The 15,432-nt window shown below is 69.7% G+C and carries 21 protein-coding genes; 17 read left to right on the top strand and 4 right to left on the bottom strand.

Annotated features, from left to right (window positions below; translation table 11 throughout):
* Positions 1–3: 3 nt before the first annotated feature.
* The 3 genes from HLB44_RS07150 to HLB44_RS07160 all read left to right on the top strand — a co-directional run bounded on the left by HLB44_RS07150 (position 4) and on the right by HLB44_RS07160 (position 2,878).
* Complete coding sequence (locus HLB44_RS07150) at positions 4–777, top strand: lysophospholipid acyltransferase family protein (RefSeq protein ID WP_173121860.1); 774 nt, start codon at positions 4–6, stop codon at positions 775–777.
* The gene (locus HLB44_RS07155; protein WP_173121861.1) at positions 774–1,682 is read left to right on the top strand and encodes a ribose-phosphate diphosphokinase; all 909 of its coding nucleotides are present in this window, start codon (positions 774–776) and stop codon (positions 1,680–1,682) included. Before HLB44_RS07150 ends, HLB44_RS07155 begins: the two co-directional genes overlap by 4 nt.
* Before the next feature lie 62 nt (positions 1,683–1,744).
* Positions 1,745–2,878, top strand: a complete 1,134-nt coding sequence (locus tag HLB44_RS07160; RefSeq protein WP_173121862.1) for an HD-GYP domain-containing protein — start codon at positions 1,745–1,747, stop codon at positions 2,876–2,878.
* Between the two features lie 6 nt (positions 2,879–2,884).
* Here the strand turns inward: HLB44_RS07160 and gpmA are convergent, their stop codons facing one another.
* A complete protein-coding gene (gene gpmA / locus HLB44_RS07165) occupies positions 2,885–3,628 on the bottom strand; it encodes a 2,3-diphosphoglycerate-dependent phosphoglycerate mutase (RefSeq protein ID WP_173121863.1) in 744 nt (247 codons plus the stop codon).
* 78 nt (positions 3,629–3,706) lie between these two features.
* On the opposite strand from gpmA, the gene HLB44_RS07170 reads away from it, so the two are divergent.
* From HLB44_RS07170 to HLB44_RS07185, 4 genes are all read left to right on the top strand, one after another.
* Positions 3,707–4,114, top strand: coding sequence for a rhodanese-like domain-containing protein (locus HLB44_RS07170; protein WP_173121864.1), 408 nt, complete (start codon positions 3,707–3,709; stop codon positions 4,112–4,114).
* Positions 4,115–4,210: 96 nt separating this feature from the next.
* On the top strand, positions 4,211–4,471 hold the full coding sequence (grxC, locus tag HLB44_RS07175) for a glutaredoxin 3 (protein WP_173121865.1): 261 nt from the start codon (positions 4,211–4,213) through the stop codon (positions 4,469–4,471).
* Positions 4,472–4,558: 87 nt separating this feature from the next.
* Positions 4,559–5,029, top strand: coding sequence for a protein-export chaperone SecB (gene secB / locus HLB44_RS07180; RefSeq protein ID WP_173121866.1), 471 nt, complete (start codon positions 4,559–4,561; stop codon positions 5,027–5,029).
* A gap of 82 nt (positions 5,030–5,111) precedes the next feature.
* Entirely contained in the window at positions 5,112–6,119 is a 1,008-nt protein-coding gene (locus HLB44_RS07185; RefSeq protein WP_173121867.1) for an NAD(P)H-dependent glycerol-3-phosphate dehydrogenase, read from the top strand.
* Here the strand turns inward: HLB44_RS07185 and HLB44_RS07190 are convergent.
* A complete protein-coding gene (locus HLB44_RS07190) occupies positions 6,101–6,571 on the bottom strand; it encodes a tRNA (cytidine(34)-2'-O)-methyltransferase (RefSeq protein WP_173121868.1) in 471 nt (156 codons plus the stop codon). The genes HLB44_RS07185 and HLB44_RS07190 overlap by 19 nt on opposite strands.
* Positions 6,572–6,590: 19 nt before the next feature.
* Positions 6,591–7,328 (bottom strand): ComF family protein, encoded by a 738-nt coding sequence (locus tag HLB44_RS07195; protein ID WP_173121869.1) that lies wholly within the window; start codon positions 7,326–7,328, stop codon positions 6,591–6,593.
* A gap of 23 nt (positions 7,329–7,351) precedes the next feature.
* Here HLB44_RS07195 and HLB44_RS07200 point away from each other — a divergent pair, with 23 nt between their 5' ends.
* The 8 genes from HLB44_RS07200 to HLB44_RS07230 all read left to right on the top strand — a co-directional run bounded on the left by HLB44_RS07200 (position 7,352) and on the right by HLB44_RS07230 (position 13,717).
* Positions 7,352–8,257: a class I SAM-dependent methyltransferase gene (locus tag HLB44_RS07200; RefSeq protein WP_173121870.1), complete on the top strand. Its 906-nt coding sequence runs from the start codon at positions 7,352–7,354 to the stop codon at positions 8,255–8,257.
* Between the two features lie 100 nt (positions 8,258–8,357).
* Complete coding sequence (locus HLB44_RS07205; protein ID WP_173121871.1) at positions 8,358–8,939, top strand: DUF2244 domain-containing protein; 582 nt, start codon at positions 8,358–8,360, stop codon at positions 8,937–8,939.
* Between the two features lie 53 nt (positions 8,940–8,992).
* Positions 8,993–10,117: a cytochrome c oxidase subunit II gene (coxB, locus tag HLB44_RS07210; RefSeq protein WP_246312148.1), complete on the top strand. Its 1,125-nt coding sequence runs from the start codon at positions 8,993–8,995 to the stop codon at positions 10,115–10,117.
* Between the two features lie 34 nt (positions 10,118–10,151).
* A complete protein-coding gene (gene ctaD, locus HLB44_RS07215) occupies positions 10,152–11,786 on the top strand; it encodes a cytochrome c oxidase subunit I (RefSeq protein ID WP_173121873.1) in 1,635 nt (544 codons plus the stop codon).
* A gap of 12 nt (positions 11,787–11,798) precedes the next feature.
* Positions 11,799–11,921, top strand: coding sequence for a cytochrome oxidase small assembly protein (locus HLB44_RS36730; protein ID WP_217283559.1), 123 nt, complete (start codon positions 11,799–11,801; stop codon positions 11,919–11,921).
* A 35-nt stretch (positions 11,922–11,956) separates the two neighbouring features.
* Positions 11,957–12,547 (top strand): cytochrome c oxidase assembly protein, encoded by a 591-nt coding sequence (locus HLB44_RS07220; protein ID WP_173121874.1) that lies wholly within the window; start codon positions 11,957–11,959, stop codon positions 12,545–12,547.
* A gap of 8 nt (positions 12,548–12,555) precedes the next feature.
* Positions 12,556–12,786 (top strand): DUF2970 domain-containing protein, encoded by a 231-nt coding sequence (locus HLB44_RS07225; RefSeq protein ID WP_173121875.1) that lies wholly within the window; start codon positions 12,556–12,558, stop codon positions 12,784–12,786.
* Between the two features lie 46 nt (positions 12,787–12,832).
* Entirely contained in the window at positions 12,833–13,717 is an 885-nt protein-coding gene (locus tag HLB44_RS07230) for a cytochrome c oxidase subunit 3 (RefSeq protein ID WP_173121876.1), read from the top strand.
* Between the two features lie 79 nt (positions 13,718–13,796).
* Here HLB44_RS07230 and HLB44_RS07235 read toward each other — a convergent pair whose 3' ends face one another.
* Positions 13,797–14,018: a DUF2909 domain-containing protein gene (locus HLB44_RS07235; RefSeq protein ID WP_173121877.1), complete on the bottom strand. Its 222-nt coding sequence runs from the start codon at positions 14,016–14,018 to the stop codon at positions 13,797–13,799.
* Between the two features lie 30 nt (positions 14,019–14,048).
* Here HLB44_RS07235 and HLB44_RS07240 point away from each other — a divergent pair, with 30 nt between their 5' ends.
* Positions 14,049–14,777 (top strand): SURF1 family protein, encoded by a 729-nt coding sequence (locus HLB44_RS07240; RefSeq protein WP_173121878.1) that lies wholly within the window; start codon positions 14,049–14,051, stop codon positions 14,775–14,777.
* Entirely contained in the window at positions 14,734–15,432 is a 699-nt protein-coding gene (locus tag HLB44_RS07245; RefSeq protein ID WP_173121879.1) for a hypothetical protein, read from the top strand. Before HLB44_RS07240 ends, HLB44_RS07245 begins: the two co-directional genes overlap by 44 nt.

Raw genomic sequence — 15,432 nt, forward strand, 5'->3', positions numbered from 1 at the left:
GCGATGGCGACCTGGGGACGGCGGCTGCGCGCCGCAGGGCGCCTCGTGCGCGTCGCGATGCATGTCGGCCACGGCATGGCCATCGTTGCGCTGCGCTGGCGCACGCTCGATGCCGCCGGCCGTCAGGCGCGCATCGGCTGGTGGGCCGCCAAGCTGCTGCGCCTGCTCGGCCTGCAGCCGGTGGTCGAAGGCGGCGTGCGCAGCGGCGCGGTGCTGCTGCTGGCCAACCACGTCTCGTGGCTCGACATCCTGGCGATCCACGCCGCCTGCCCGCGTGCGCGCTTCGTCTCGAAAGCCGACGTGCGCCAGTGGCCGCTGCTGGGCTGGCTGGTCGGCGCGGTCGGCACGCTGTTCATCGAGCGTGAGCGCAAGCGCGATGCGCTGCGCGTCGTGCACCAGATGGCGGCTGCGCTGGAGCGCGGTGACGCGGTGGCCGTCTTTCCCGAAGGCACGACCGGCGACGGCGCGGCGCTGCTGCCCTTCCATGCCAACCTGCTGCAGGCGGCAATCGCCACCGGCGTGCCGGCGCAGCCGCTGGTGCTGCGCTACGCCGCACCGGGCGAGCGCTTCAGTCCGGTGGTGGCCTGGCTCGGCGAGACCACGCTGATTGACAGCCTGTGGTCGGTGGCCTGCGCCGACGGCCTGCAGGTGCACATCCGCGCGCTGCCGCCCCTCGGCACCCGCCACGCCGACCGGCGCGCGCTGGCTCTTCACGTCCGCACGCTGATCGACCAGGCGCTGCACCCCGATCACAATGCGTCGCAGGAGATGCGATGAGTCCTGCGCTGCTGTTGGCCTTCGACGATGAGTGGCGTCTCGCGCAGGCCCTGGCCGCCGCGCTGGCGCTGCCGCTCGAGCGCATCGAGCGCCATCGTTTCCCCGACGGCGAGCTCAAGCTCACGCTGCCGCCCGCGCTACCCGAGAGCGTGCTGCTGCTGCGCGGCCTGCACCAGCCGAATCACAAGCTGGTCGAGATCCTGATCGCCGCGCCGGCGGCCCGCGAGCTCGGCGCGCGCAGCGTGCTGCTGGTCAGCCCGTACCTCGCCTACATGCGCCAGGACATCGCCTTCACGCCCGGCGAAGCGGTCAGCCAGCGTCACATTGCCGGCTTGCTGGCGCGCGAAGTGGACGCTCTGGTGACGATCGACCCGCACCTGCATCGCATCCAATCGCTCGACGACGTGATGCCCGGCTGCCGCGCCGTCTCGGTCACCGCGGCGCGCGCGCTCGGCGCCTGGGTGCAGCGCGAGGTGCCGCAGGCGCTGCTGTTGGGTCCCGACGAGGAGGCGCTGCAGTGGGTCGCCGAAGCCGGCCGCGCGTTCGGGCTGGACTACGCCACTTGCCACAAGCAGCGCCGCGGCGATCGCGACGTGCATGTCACGCTCCCGCCCACGCTGCCGCTCGCCGGCCGCGCCATCGTGCTGATGGACGACGTGGCCAGCACCGGCCGCACGCTGATCGAGGCCACGCTGGCCTGCCTGGCGGCTGGAGCGGCCAGCGTCGACGTCGCGGTCACGCATGCGCTGTTCGTCGGCGATGCCTATGCGCAGCTGCGCGCTTCCGGCGTGCGCCATGTCTGGGCCAGCGACGCCGTGCCGCACGAATCCGCGGTGATCCCGGTCGCGCCGCTGCTGGCCGACGCGGTGCGCGGCCTCGCAGCGGGTACGGGTAGCACCGGCTAGGCGAACGCTGACTTCGCCCTTACAGTGGGCGCGCCGTTGGGACGGCGAAGGAGCGCACGGAATTGGCGTCGCAACTCCTCAGGCTGGTGTCCAGCCAGTTGAAGGTGGGCGCAGCGCTGCCATTCGGAGTCCGCGACGAGCACGGCAAGCTGCTGCTGGCGCGCGGCCAGGTCATCGACAACGAGCAGCAGCTCGCGGCGCTGATGGCACGCGGCCTGTATGCCGACCAGGAAGAGGTCAAAGCCTACAAGGAAGGCCGCAGCAAGGAGGCCGACAACGCCGGTGGTCGCCGCCGCACGCTGTTCGATCTGTGGGAACAGTCCGCCTGGCATCTTGACCGTTTGCTCAAGAGCATCGACGAACCCGATTTCCCGGCTCGCTGCGACGAGTTCGCGACGCTGCAGATGGACCTGGTGCAGCGCGACGTCGACATCGCGATCTTCCTGTCGGTGCGCCAGGACCCGCGCCGCCTGCCGCTGTACGGCCTGACGCATGCGCTGAACACGGCGCTGGTCTGCCAGCTGATGGGCCAGCGCGTCGGCTGGGAACCCGGCGCGGTGCGCAGCCTGGTCAAGGCGGCGCTGACGATGAACCTCACCATCAGCGAGCTGCAGGGCCGCATCGCGACGATGGGGCGCATCACCGATCCGCAGCGCGAGCAGGTGCGCGCGCATCCGCAGGCCGCGGCCGACAAGCTGCGCGCCGCCGGCGTCGACGATCCGCGCTGGCTCGAGGCGGTGCAGCAACACCACGAGCGCAAGGGTCCCGGCGGTTACCCGCAGCAGCTCACGAACATCGCCGAAACGGCGATCGCTCTGCGCATGGCCGATGTTTTCATCGCCAAGATCAGCGCCCGCACGGATCGCCCAGCGCTGTCGATCCAGGACGCGGCGCGGCAGATGTTCGCTGAAGCCGGCGGCAGCCCGCTGGCCTCGGCGATCATCAAGGAGTACGGCATCTTTCCGCCCGGCAACGTGGTGCAGCTCGTCTCCGGCGAACAGGCAGTGGTGATCCGCCGCGGCGGCACCGCGCTGACGCCGCTGGCCGCGGCGATCACCGACAAGTCCGGCACGCCCACCGTCACGACGATGCGCCGCGACACCGGCCAGCCGGGTTATGCGATCAAGGGTGCGGTGACCGACACCTCGCTGGTGCAGCGGGTGCCGCCGGAGCGCTTGTACGGGCTGGCCGAATAACGCCGATCAAGCGCGGCCCTGGTTGGCGACCGCCGCCGCGGCCCGCGCGACGGCTTCCGGGTCGCCGAGGTATTCGCGGCGGATCGGCTTCAGATCGGCATCAAGCTCGTAGACCAGCGGCACGCCGTTCGGAATGTTCAGGCCGACGATGTCGGCATCGCTGATGCCGTCGAGGTACTTCACCAGCGCGCGGATCGAGTTGCCGTGGGCCGAGATCAGCAGCCGCTGGCCGCTGCGGATCGCCGGCGCGAGCACCTCGTTCCAGCACGGCAGCACGCGTTCGACGGTGTCCTTCAGGCACTCGGTCAGCGGGATCTGCTCGGGCGCGAGCTGCGCGTAGCGCGGGTCCTGGCGCTGGCCGCGCGGGTCGCCCGGGTCGAGTGCCGGCGGCGGCGTGTCGTAGCTGCGGCGCCAGACCAGCACCTGTTCGTCACCGTACTCGCGCGCCATGTCGGCCTTGTTCAGCCCCTGCAGCGCGCCGTAGTGGCGCTCGTTCAATCGCCAGTCGTTGACGATCGGCAGCCAGGTGCGGTCGAGCTCCTCGAGCGCGTGCCACAGCGTCCAGATCGCACGCTTGAGCACCGAGGTGTAGCAGACGTCGAATTCGAAGCCCGCGGCCTTCAGCAGCCGGCCGCCTTCCTGCGCCTGCGCGACGCCGGTGGGCGTCAGCCCGACGTCGGTCCAGCCGGTGAAGCGGTTCTCGAGATTCCAGGTCGATTCACCATGGCGGATCAGCACGAGCTTGTACATGAGGGCGGTTCGAAGGCGACGGCAAAGGGGCGAATTCTATAATCCAGCCCCTTTCGAGACGCCTGCCGACTGACGCCCGTGAAATTCATCATCGATAACTGGATGCTCATCCTGCTGGCCGCCACCTCGGGTGGCCTGCTGCTGTGGCAGACGCTGCAGAAGAGCCAGATGGGCGCCGTCGGCACCGCCGAAGCGGTGCGGCTGATCAACCGCGAAAAAGGCGTGCTGGTCGATGTCAGCGAGCCGGCCGAGTACGCCGCCGGCCATGCGGCCGGTGCGCGCCACATCCCGTTCGCCTCGCTCGAGGGCTCGAAGGACCTGCCGTCGAACAAGACGCTGCCGGTGCTGCTGATGTGCCCCACCGGCGCGCGCGCCAGCCGCGCCGCCGGGCAGCTGCGCAAGGCCGGCTACGAGAAGGCCGTCGCCGTCGCCGGCGGCCTGAATGCCTGGCGCGAAGCCAACCTGCCGGTCCAGAAGGGCGCCTGAAGCTTTTGGCCCGAAGTCGGGCATGACCGAGCTTCTGCAGGGAAATCCGGACCTCGGGACAATTGCGCATCGCCACTGATCGCCCAAGTTGTCCCGATGAATGCCGTCCGCATGTACACCACGCAGGTCTGTCCGTACTGCATCCGCGCCAAGGCGCTGCTCAAGCAGCGCGGCGTCGAGCGGATCGACGAGGTGCGGGTTGACCTGAACCCGTCCGAGCGCGACCGCATGATCGAGCTGACCGGGCGCCGCACGGTGCCGCAGATCTTCATCGGCGACACCCATGTGGGCGGCTGTGACGACCTGATGCAGCTCGACCGCAACGGCGGGCTGGTGCCGCTGCTGAAGCAGGCCTGAGAGCGATAATCCGCGCCGCAGCCAGCCCGCCCCGACAGAGACGGTGGCGGGCTTTTCCATTTCCTACACGACCAAGCAACGCTCATCATGGCCGACCAAGACGCAACCCCGGTGTTCCAGATCCAGCGCATGTACCTGAAGGATCTGTCGCTCGAGCAGCCGAACTCGCCGCAGATCCTGCTCGAGCAGCAGCAGCCGCAGGTCGACATCAACCTGGCGATGGCCGCCGGCGGGATCGCCGAGGGTGTCTACGAGGTCACCGTGACCGCCACGGTGACGACCAAGCTGGTCGACCGCACGCTGTTCCTGATCGAGGCCAAGCAGGCCGGCATCTTCGAGATCCGCAACGTGCCCGAGGACCAGCTGCAGGGCATCCTCAGCATCGTCTGCCCGCAGATGATCTACCCCTACCTGCGCGCGATCGTGTCGGACGTCTGCACCCGTGCCGGCTTCCCGCCGATCATGCTGACCGAGGTCAATTTCCAGGCGATGTTCGAGGCCCAGCAGGCGCAGGCGCAGAACGGCAATGGCAGCGGCGTGCTGAGCAGCGCGAACTGAAGATGGCCCCCAAGCTCACTGCGTTCGCTGCCCCCCGTGGGGGCGCAGCGCCCTTGGGGCGGCCCGGCGGGCGCTGACGCCGATGCGCATCAGCGTGCTCGGCGCCGGGGCCTGGGGCACGGCGCTTGCCGTCGCCGCGGCGGCCCGCCACGATGAGGTGATGTTGTGGGCACGTGACCCGGCTCAGGCCGTCGCGCTGCGTGCCACCGGCTGCAACCAACGCTACCTGCCCGAGGTGCTGCTGCCGGCGGCGCTGTCGGTGGTCGACGACTATGCGCTGGCCCTGGCGCACGCCGGCGACGACGGCCTGCTGGTGATCGCCACGCCGATGGCCGGCCTGCGCGAGCAGCTGTTGCGGCTGCCGGCGGCGGCCAGCGTCGTGTGGTTGTGCAAGGGCTTCGAGAGCACGACAGGTGCACTCGGCCACGAGATCGCGCGCGAGTTGCGGCCGCAGGCGCACGCCGGCGTGCTGTCGGGTCCGAGCTTCGCGCTCGAGGTGGCGCGCGGGCAGCCGACCGCGCTGGTCGCGGCCAGCGCCGACGAAGCGCTCACCACGCTCGCCGTGCAGGCCTTTCACAGCGAGAGCCTGCGCGTCTACACGTCGACCGATGCGATCGGTGTCGAGGTCGGCGGCGCGGTCAAGAACGTGCTGGCGATCGCCACTGGCATCGCCGATGGCCTCGGGCTCGGGCTCAATGCGCGCGCGGCGCTGGTCACCCGCGGCCTGGCCGAGATGACGCGCCTCGGGCTGGCGCTGGGCGCCAAGGCCGAGACCTTCATGGGCTTGTCGGGCCTGGGCGACCTGGTGCTGACTGCCACCGGCGACCTGTCGCGCAACCGCAAGGTCGGCCTGCTGCTGGCCGCGGGCGAACCGCTGCCGCAGATCCTCGCGCGGCTCGGCCACGTCGCCGAGGGCGTGCCCACCGCGCCGACGGTGCAGGCGCGGGCGCGCTCGCTCGGCGTCGAGATGCCGATCACCGATGCGGTCGTTGCCGTGCTCGACGGCCGGCTGGCGCCGGCGCAGGCCCTGCGCCAGCTGATGGGCCGCGAAGCCCGCCCCGAGACCGAGGATCAGTCCCCGCCCGCGTAGCCCTGCTGACGCCAGGCCTCGAACACCACCACCGCGACGGTGTTGCTCAGGTTCAGGCTGCGCTGGCCGGCGCGCATCGGCAGGCGCACGCGCTGCTCGGGTGCGAAGTCCGCGAGCACCTCGTCGGCCAAGCCGGCGGTCTCGCTGCCGAACACCAGCCAGTCGCCCGGTTGCCAGGCCATGGTCGCGAAGCGTCCGGTGCCGCGCGTGCTGAACGCGAAGCGGCGGCCGCCGTCGGCGCGCTGCGCCTCGCGCAGCGCGGACCAGTCGGCATGACGGTGCACCGCGGCGTACTCGTGGTAGTCGAGCCCGGCGCGTCGCAGCAGCTTGTCTTCCATCGCGAAGCCGAGCGGTTCGACCAGGTGCAGCGTGCACCCCGTGTTGGCGGCCAGGCGGATCACGTTGCCGGTGTTCGGCGGGATCTCCGGGTGCACAAGGACGATGTGGAACATGGCAGCGCGATTGTCGATGTCAGTCGTGGGGATCGGGCGTGCGCGCGACCACCCACACGTCGACGCTCGCCGCGCCCGCCTGGCGCAGCACCTCGGCGGCCGCGGCCACGGTGGCGCCGGTGGTCAACACGTCGTCGACGAGCGCGATGCGGCGCCCGTGCAGCGTTGCCACGCGCGACGGCTCGATCCACATCGCATCGCGCAGGTTCGCCGCCCGTTCGCGGCGCGACAGGCCGACCTGGTGCGCGGTGTCGCGCAGCCGCAGCAGCGCATCGGCCCGGGCGGCAAGCCCGCAGCCGCGCGCCACACGGCGCGCGATCTCCCACGCCTGGTGGTGGCCGCGCTCGGCCAGCCGCGCGGCGCTCAGCGGCACCGGCAGCACGAGGTCGACCCGCAGTCCATCGGCTCGTTCGACGGCCGTCTGCAGCGCCAGCGCGAGGGCCGGCGCCAGCTCGACCTGGGCGTGGAACTTGAATGCCGTGATCAGCCGGTCCCACGGAAAGCCGTAGTCGCCGGCGCACAGGCAGCGTTCGAAGGGTGGCGGCTCGCGCAGGCAATCGGCGCAGCGTGCCACGGCAAGGCCGAGACGGCGGGCGCAGCTGCCGCAACGGGGGACCGGCGCGCTGAAGCGCTGCAGGCAATCGGCGCACAGCGCCTGCGTCGTCCAGCCGCGGCACAGCGGGCATTGACGCGGCCAGCCCGGCCGGCCGCTGGACGCGGCGGCCGGCGCGCTGCGCGGCCGCGGAGTCGACGACATCGGCTCAATATACTGCCCGCCCTATGCCCGAATCGCCGCGTACCGACGCCCGCGCCGTGGCGCGGGTGCTCGATCGCCTGGCGCGTGCGGACGGTGCGCCGTGGCTGCACCAGGAAGTCGCGCGGCGCATGGCCGAGCGCGTGCCGCTGATCCGCCAGCCGCCCGCGCAGTGGCTCGACTGGTGGGGCTTTCTTGGCGGCAGCGCGCCGGCCGTGGCGCAGGTGCTGCCGGCGGCGCAGCGGCGCGTCGTCGAGCCGACCGCAGCCCTCGCCGAGCGCAGCCGCCAGGCGCAGCGCGTGCGCGGCTGGCGGCGCTGGCTGCCGGCGGGAGCCCTGCCGCCGGTCTGGCGGGAGCACGAGGCACCGCCGCAATCGGCGCCGATGCTGTGGGCCAACATGGTGCTGCACTGGTCGCCGCAGCCGCAGGCGCTGCTGGCGCGCTGGCATGCGGCGCTCGCGCCCGACGGCTTCCTGATGTTCTCGACGCTCGGGCCCAATACCTTGAGTGAGCTGCGGGCGCTGTACGCCGACTGCGGCTGGCCGGCGCCGCATCCGCCGTTCACCGACATGCACGACATCGGCGACCAGCTGGTGCACGGCGGCTTCGCCGATCCGGTGATGGACCAGGAGACGTTGACGCTGAGCTGGTCCTCGCCCGAGGTGCTGCTGGCCGAGCTGCGCAGCCTGGGCGGCCACATCGGCCTCGAGCGCACGGCCGGCTTGCGCACACCGCGCTGGCATGCGCAGCTGAAACGCAAGCTCGCCGAGCGCGCCGATGCGAACGGCCGCATCGCGCTGCGCTTCGAGCTCGTCTACGGCCACGCCTTCAAGGCCGCACCGAAGCCGGCCCCGGGCGCGCCGGTGGCGATTCCGCTCGACGATCTGCGCGCGTCGTTGCGCGCACACCGCAAGGGGCCGGCCGAGTCGTAGCCGTTGGTTAGAATCCCGCGGTTCAGCCGCCCTCGGGCATCGATCCGCAGATCCGGCTGCACGACCAAAAGCAGCACCGCTGCGCGCCTTCTTCCCAGCCATGACCGCCACCCTCGCTCCCAGCCCCTGGCCTGCGCCGCCTGCAGCCCGCCCCAATGGCGGTGAAGGCGGCTGGCGCTTCGGCCGGCGCGGCAGCGCGGCCGACAGCTGGTCGTGGGACCTGCGCCGCAATTGTTCGATCTCGCCGCGGCAGCTGCTGTCGGCCTATGGCCTGCTGTGCGCGATCGCGCTGACCATCGCGCTCGGTTTCTGGAGCCAGGGCGTGCCCTCGGTGCTGCTGTTCGCCGGCATCGAGCTGCTGGCGGTCGGTGCGGCGATGCTGGTGATGGCCCGCCATGCCGGCGATCGCGAATTGATCACGCTGGCCGGCCGCGAGATGGCGGTCGAGCAGTACGTCGGGCCGCGGGTGGAATGCACGCGCCTGCGCGCCGACTGGGTGCGCGTCGAGCCGGCGGCAGGTGCCGGCTCGCTGGTGGAGTTGTCGGGCGAGGGGCGTTGCGTGCGGATCGGTCGCCATGTGCGGCCCGAGCTGCGCGACGAACTGGCCGAGGAGCTGCGCCGTGCGCTGCGCTTGTCGCAGGCGGGCGGCGAACGGGATTGGGATCAGGAACTTCAAGCATGACGATGAACACGACAAAGACGCTTTGCCATCGCATCGCCGGCGCCGGAATCGGCATGGCGACCCTGCTGGCGGCCCAGGCTGCGCAGGCTGCCGCCGCGGCGGGTGACCTGCCCGGCGGGCCGAAGAACAACCAGCTCGACCTGCACGATCCGGTGACGCGCATCGCGTCGGACATCCAGGTGCTGCACTACTTCATGCTGGTGGTGTGCGTCGTGATCTTCGTCGCCGTCTTCGGCGTGATGTTCTATTCGATCTTCAAGCACCGCAAGTCGCGCGGCGCGAAGCCGGCGAACTTCCATGAAAGCGTGATCGTCGAGATCGCCTGGACCATCGTGCCGTTCGCGATCGTCATCGTGATGGGCATGGCCGCGACGCGCACCGTCGTCGCGATGAAGGACACCAGCAACGCCGACCTGACGATCAAGACCACCGGCTACCAGTGGAAGTGGGGCTACGACTACCTCAAGGGCGAGGGCGAGGGCATCGGCTTCATGTCGACGCTGGACGTCTCGCAGCGCCTGCTGTCCGACCAGGCCAAGCCGGCCGGCGACAACTACCTGCTGAAGGTCGACAACCCGCTGGTGGTGCCGGTCAACAAGAAGATCCGCATCATCACCACCGCCAACGACGTGATCCACGCCTGGATGGTGCCGGCCTTCGCCGTCAAGCAGGACGCGATCCCCGGCTTCGTGCGCGATGCCTGGTTCCGCGCCGAGAAGACCGGCGACTTCTACGGCCAGTGCGTCGAGCTGTGCGGCAAGGAGCACGCCTACATGCCGATCCACGTCAAGGTCGTCTCGCAGGCCGAGTACACCGCCTGGGTCGACAGCAAGAAGAAGGAAATCGCCGCCAAGGCCGACGATCCGAGCAAGACCTGGACGCTCGACGAGCTGATCACCCGCGGCCAGAAGGTCTATGCCGCGAACTGCGCGGTCTGCCACAAGCCCGATGGTTCGGGCGCCGGCCCGATCAAGGCCCTCGACGGTTCGGCCGTGGTGAAGGACGCCGACAAGCTGAAGGAAATCGGCATCGTGCTGAACGGCAAGGGCGGCATGCCGGCCTGGAAGACGCTGTCCGACACCGAGCTCGCCGCGGTCATCAGCTACACGAAGAACGCCTGGTCGAACAAGACCAACCAGATCGTTCAGCCGGCCGACGTCGTCGCTGCGCGCAAGTAATTCCAAAGCAAAAGATCGCTGAAAGGCCCCGCCAATGAGCGCCGTCCTCCCGCCTCACGCCGCGCACGACCACGACCACGCGCACGACCATCACGACCACCACGCGCCGCACGGCTGGCGCCGCTGGCTGTTCGCGACGAACCACAAGGACATCGGCACGATGTACCTGCTGTTCTCGTTCGCGATGCTGATGATCGGCGGCGTGCTCGCGCTGTGCATCCGCGCCGAGCTGTTCCAGCCCGGCCTGCAGTTCTTCAACCCGGAGCTGTTCAACTCGTTCACCACGATGCACGGGCTGATCATGGTCTTCGGCGCGATCATGCCGGCCTTCGTCGGCTTCGCGAACTGGATGATCCCGCTGCAGATCGGCGCGTCGGACATGGCTTTCGCGCGCATGAACAACCTGAGCTTCTGGCTGCTGATCCCGGCAGCGACGATGCTCGTGGCCTCGTTCTTCATGCCCGGCGGCGCGCCGGCGGCCGGCTGGACGCTCTATGCGCCGCTGACGCTGCAGATGGGCCCGTCGATGGACGCCGGCATCTTCGCGATGCACATCATGGGCGCGTCGTCGATCATGGGCTCGATCAACATCATCGTCACGATCCTGAACATGCGCGCGCCCGGCATGACGCTGATGAAGATGCCGCTGTTCGCCTGGACCTGGCTGATCACCGCCTACCTGCTGATCGCGGTGATGCCGGTGCTCGCCGGCGCGATCACGATGACGCTGACCGACCGCCACTTCGGCACCAGCTTCTTCAGCCCGGCCGGCGGCGGCGACCCGGTGATGTACCAGCACATCTTCTGGTTCTTCGGCCACCCCGAGGTCTACATCATGATCCTGCCGGCGTTCGGGATCGTCAGCGCGATCATCCCGGCCTTCGCCCGCAAGCGCCTGTTCGGCTACACGTCGATGGTCTACGCCACGGCCTCGATCGCCATCCTGTCGTTCATCGTGTGGGCGCACCACATGTACGTCACCGGCATGCCGGTGACGGGGCAGCTGTTCTTCATGTACGCGACGATGCTGATCGCGGTGCCCACCGGCGTGAAGATCTTCAACTGGATCGCCACGATGTGGCGCGGCTCGATGACCTTCGAGACGCCGATGCTGTTCGCGATCGGCTTCCTGTTCGTCTTCACGATGGGCGGTTTCACCGGGCTGATCCTGGCGATGGCGCCGATCGACATCCAGCTGCAGGACACCTACTACGTCGTCGCCCACTTCCACTACGTGCTGGTCGCCGGCTCGCTGTACGCGCTGTTTGCCGGCGTCTACTACTGGGGCCCGAAGTGGACCGGCGTGATGTACAGCGAAGTGCGCGGCAAGATCCACTTCTGGGGCTCGTTGATCTTCTTCAACGTGACCTTCTTCCCGATGCACTTCCTGGGTCTGGCCGGCATGCCGCGCCGCTATGCCGACTACCCGCTGCAGTTCACCGATTTCAACGCACTGGCCACGATCGGCGCCTTCGGCTTCGGCCTGATGCAGGTCTACTTCTTCCTGTTCGTCTGCGTGCCGATGATGCGCGGCAAGGGTGAGCCGGCACCGCAGAAGCCGTGGGAAGCCGCCGAAGGCCTGGAGTGGGAGATCCCGTCGCCGGCGCCGTTCCACACCTTCGAGACGCCGCCCAAGCTCGACGCGACGGCGACCAAGGTGATCGGCTAAAGGCACATGACCATGGCGACGACGCCCACCGACGCGCAACGCAAGGCGAACCGCCGCCTGGCGTGGGCGCTGGCATCGGCTGCGCTGGTGTTCGGTCTCGGCTTCATCGCCAAGATCGTGCTGCTCGGCCGCTGACGCGGCGGCCGCCGACACACAAAGGACGCGTCACCATGCCGTCGCCGAAGCCGGGCCTGCTGCACCGCGACAACCGTCGCATGCTGGGCAAGCTCGCCGTCGTCGCGGTGGCGATGTTCGGCTTCGCGTATGCGCTGGTGCCGCTGTACTACACGATCTGCGAGGCGCTCGGCATCAACGTGCTGTCGGTGAGCGAACGGCTGACGTCGTCGGGGCTGACCGGCGCGCGCGAGCGCAAGGCCAGCACGCAGGTCGACTACTCGCGCAAGATCACGATCGAGTTCGACGCCAACGCGCGCGGGCCCTGGGATTTCAAGCCGGCGCAGCGCTCGGTCAGCGTGCACCCGGGCGAGCTGACGACGGTGATGTACGAGTTCACGAACGTGCAGAACCGGACGATGGCCGCCCAGGCGATCCCGAGTTATGCGCCGATGCAGGCCTCGTCGCACTTCAACAAGCTCGAGTGCTTCTGCTTCAACGAGTACGTGCTTCAAGCCGGCGAGCGCAAGCAGTGGCCGGTGGTCTTCTACGTCGACCCGAAGCTGCCGAAGGACGTCACGACGATCACGCTGTCGTACACCTTCTTCGAGGTCAGCGGCAAGGTCGCGGCGGGGAAGGATTCGTGAGCGCCGCCATGAGCGAGGACCTGAAGAACGCCGCCGCCCGCAAGGGTTCGTTCCTGCAGACGATCCGCGCGGTGGCCTGGTCGTTCTTCGGCGTGCGCCGCTCGGCCGACTACGAGCAGGACGTCGAGAAGCTGAATCCGGTGCACGTGATCATCGCCGGCATCATCGGCGCGCTGGTCTTCATCGGCGCGCTGGTGCTGCTGGTGCGTTGGGTCGTGGGCAGCGGCGTGGCCGGCTAGGCCGCCGCTGGCGAAGAGAGTTATTGGTTTCGAGGAGAGCACAAAGATGTCCGCAGCAACGCCGCAGGGCGTGACCCCTTACTACTTCGTGCCGAGCCCGTCGCGGCATCCGGCGATGGCCGCGTTCGGCCTGTTCCTCGTCATCCTCGGCGCCGGCCAGTGGATCAACGGCGCGGACTGGGGCAAGTGGTCGCTGGCCGCCGGCCTGCTGGTCTGGCTGTCGACGCTGTACTTCTGGTTCCGCGACGCGATCGGCGAGAGCGAGAGCGGGCTGTACTCCGAGCGCGTCGATGCCTCGTACCGCTGGAGCATGAGCTGGTTCATCTTCTCCGAGGTGATGTTCTTCGCGGCCTTCTTCGGCGCGCTCTACTGGGCGCGGGTGTTCGCGATCCCGATGCTCGGCGACCTCGACCACCAGGTGCTGTGGCCCGACTTCAGGGCCGTCTGGCCGAGCGTTTCGCCGGGCGCCACCGCCTCGCCGGCGGACATCGTCGAGCCCTTCCGCATCATGGGCCCGTGGCCGATCCCGACGATCAACACCTGCATCCTGCTGACCTCCGGCGCGACGCTGACGATCGCCCACCATGCGGTGATCGCCAACGAGCGCTCGAAGGCCATCCTCTGGATGTGGATCACCGTGGCGCTGGGCATCACCTTCGTTGGCTTCCAGGCCTACGAATACATCCACGCCTACCGCGACCTGAACCTGAAGCTGAGCTCGGGCATCTATGGCTCGACCTTTTTCCTGCTGACCGGCTTCCACGGCTTCCACGTCTTCGTCGGCATGCTGATGCTGGTGTTCATCACGCTGCGGCTGATGAAGGGCCACTTCACGCCGGAGCGTCACTTCGGCTTCGAAGGCGCCGCGTGGTACTGGCACTTCGTCGACGTGGTGTGGCTGGGCCTGTACTTCCTGGTCTACTGGCTCTGATTGGCACGCCGGTCCGCCGCACACAAACGCCGCCGCGGGCGGCGTTTGTCATTCGGCCTCGGCCGCCTCAGCGCCCGCCTCAGCGCCCGATAGGCACGCCCGACGGCCGGATCCAGCCCATGTGCCAGGACAGCAGGATGAGCAGGAACAGTGCGATCGACAGCCCGACCCGCAATGCCAGCGCCCACGCCATGCGCGCGTCGCGGCCGCCGGCGCCGGGCTTCCTGCGCAGCATCAGCACGCCGGCACTGGCCAGCGCGACCAGCACCAGCACCAGCATCACCACCATGACCGTCTTCATCGGCGCCGATTATCGGCGGCGCTCCGGCGCATGACGGCCGCCTGGCGCGAGCAGGCGATCGTCTTCGTCGCCGCGGTCGCCGCCTGTGCCGGCACGGCGCGGCTCGGGCTGTGGCAGCTCGACCGGGCGGCGCAGAAGAAGGCGATCGCCGAGGCGATCCGCACGCGCGGCGCGCTGCCGCCGCTGCCGCAGGCGGAGCTGGCGCGCGATGCGGCCACGGCCGCCGCGCAGCACCACCGGCCGGTGCTGCTGCGCGGCCGCTGGCTGGCGCAGCACACCATCGCGCTCGACAACCGGCAGATGGACGGCCGGCCCGGCTTCTTCATGCTGACGCCGCTCGAGCTCGCACCCGGCGACGTGGTGCTGGTGCAGCGCGGCTGGCTGCCGCGCGACTTCCAGGAGCGCACGCGCCTGCCCGCCGTGCCGACGCCCGAGGGCGAGGTGCGCGTCCTCGGGCGCATCGCCGCGCCGCCGTCGGCGCTCTTCGCGCTGGGCGAGGGCGAGCGCGGGCCGATCCGGCAGAATCTGGTGCTCGACGATTTTTCCCGCGAGACCCGGCTGGCCTTCAGGCCGCTGTCGGTCCAGCAACTCGATGAACCGTCGGCGCCTCCCGAGCCGCTGCAGCGCCGCTGGTCGCAGCCGGTGCTCGATACCGGCAAGCACCATGGTTATGCCTTCCAGTGGTTCGCGCTCAGTGCGCTGATCGCAGGTCTTTATGTCTGGCTCCAAATCATCCGCCCCCGACGCGCCCGGCGCTGAGCCGCTCGGCCTGACCGTGCACGGCCTGCCGACGCCCGCGCTGCCGGCCGACGCGCAGCAGCGCCGTGGCCGCCTCAAGATGCTGCTGATCCTGGGGGTCTGCGCGCTGCCGGTGCTGGCCAGCTACTTCATGGTCTACATCGTCGGCGCCACCGGCGTGACGACGAACTACTCGGCGCTGATCCAGCCCAGCGCCGCGCTGCCGCCGGTCGACGCGCGGCTGCCCGATGGCCGGTCGCTGGCGCTGCCCAGCCTGAAGGGCCAGTGGCTGCTGGTGGTGGTCGGCAGCGGCGCCTGCGATGCGGCCTGCGAGCAGCGGCTGTACCTGCAGCGCCAGTTGCGCGAGATGACCGGCCGCGAGCGTGATCGCATCGACAAGCTCTGGCTGGTGATCGACGACGCGCCGATCGCCGCGCCGCTGCAGGCGGCGCTCGCCGCGGCGCCGGCGACGTTGGTGCTGCGGCTGCCGCGCGCGACGGTCGCGGCCTGGCTGAAGCCGGCCGCAGGACAGGCGCTCGAGGACCACCTCTACGTCGTCGATCCGATGGGCGAATGGATGATGCGCGCGCCGCCGCAGCCCGAGCCGGCGAAGCTCAAGCGCGACCTCGACCGGCTGCTGCGCGCGTCGGCGAGCTGGGACCAGGCAGGGCGCTGA

Origin of the sequence: Pseudaquabacterium terrae (genome assembly GCF_013266755.1) — a bacterium.
In the GTDB taxonomy this organism is placed as follows: Bacteria; Pseudomonadota; Gammaproteobacteria; order Burkholderiales; family Burkholderiaceae_C; genus Pseudaquabacterium; species Pseudaquabacterium terrae.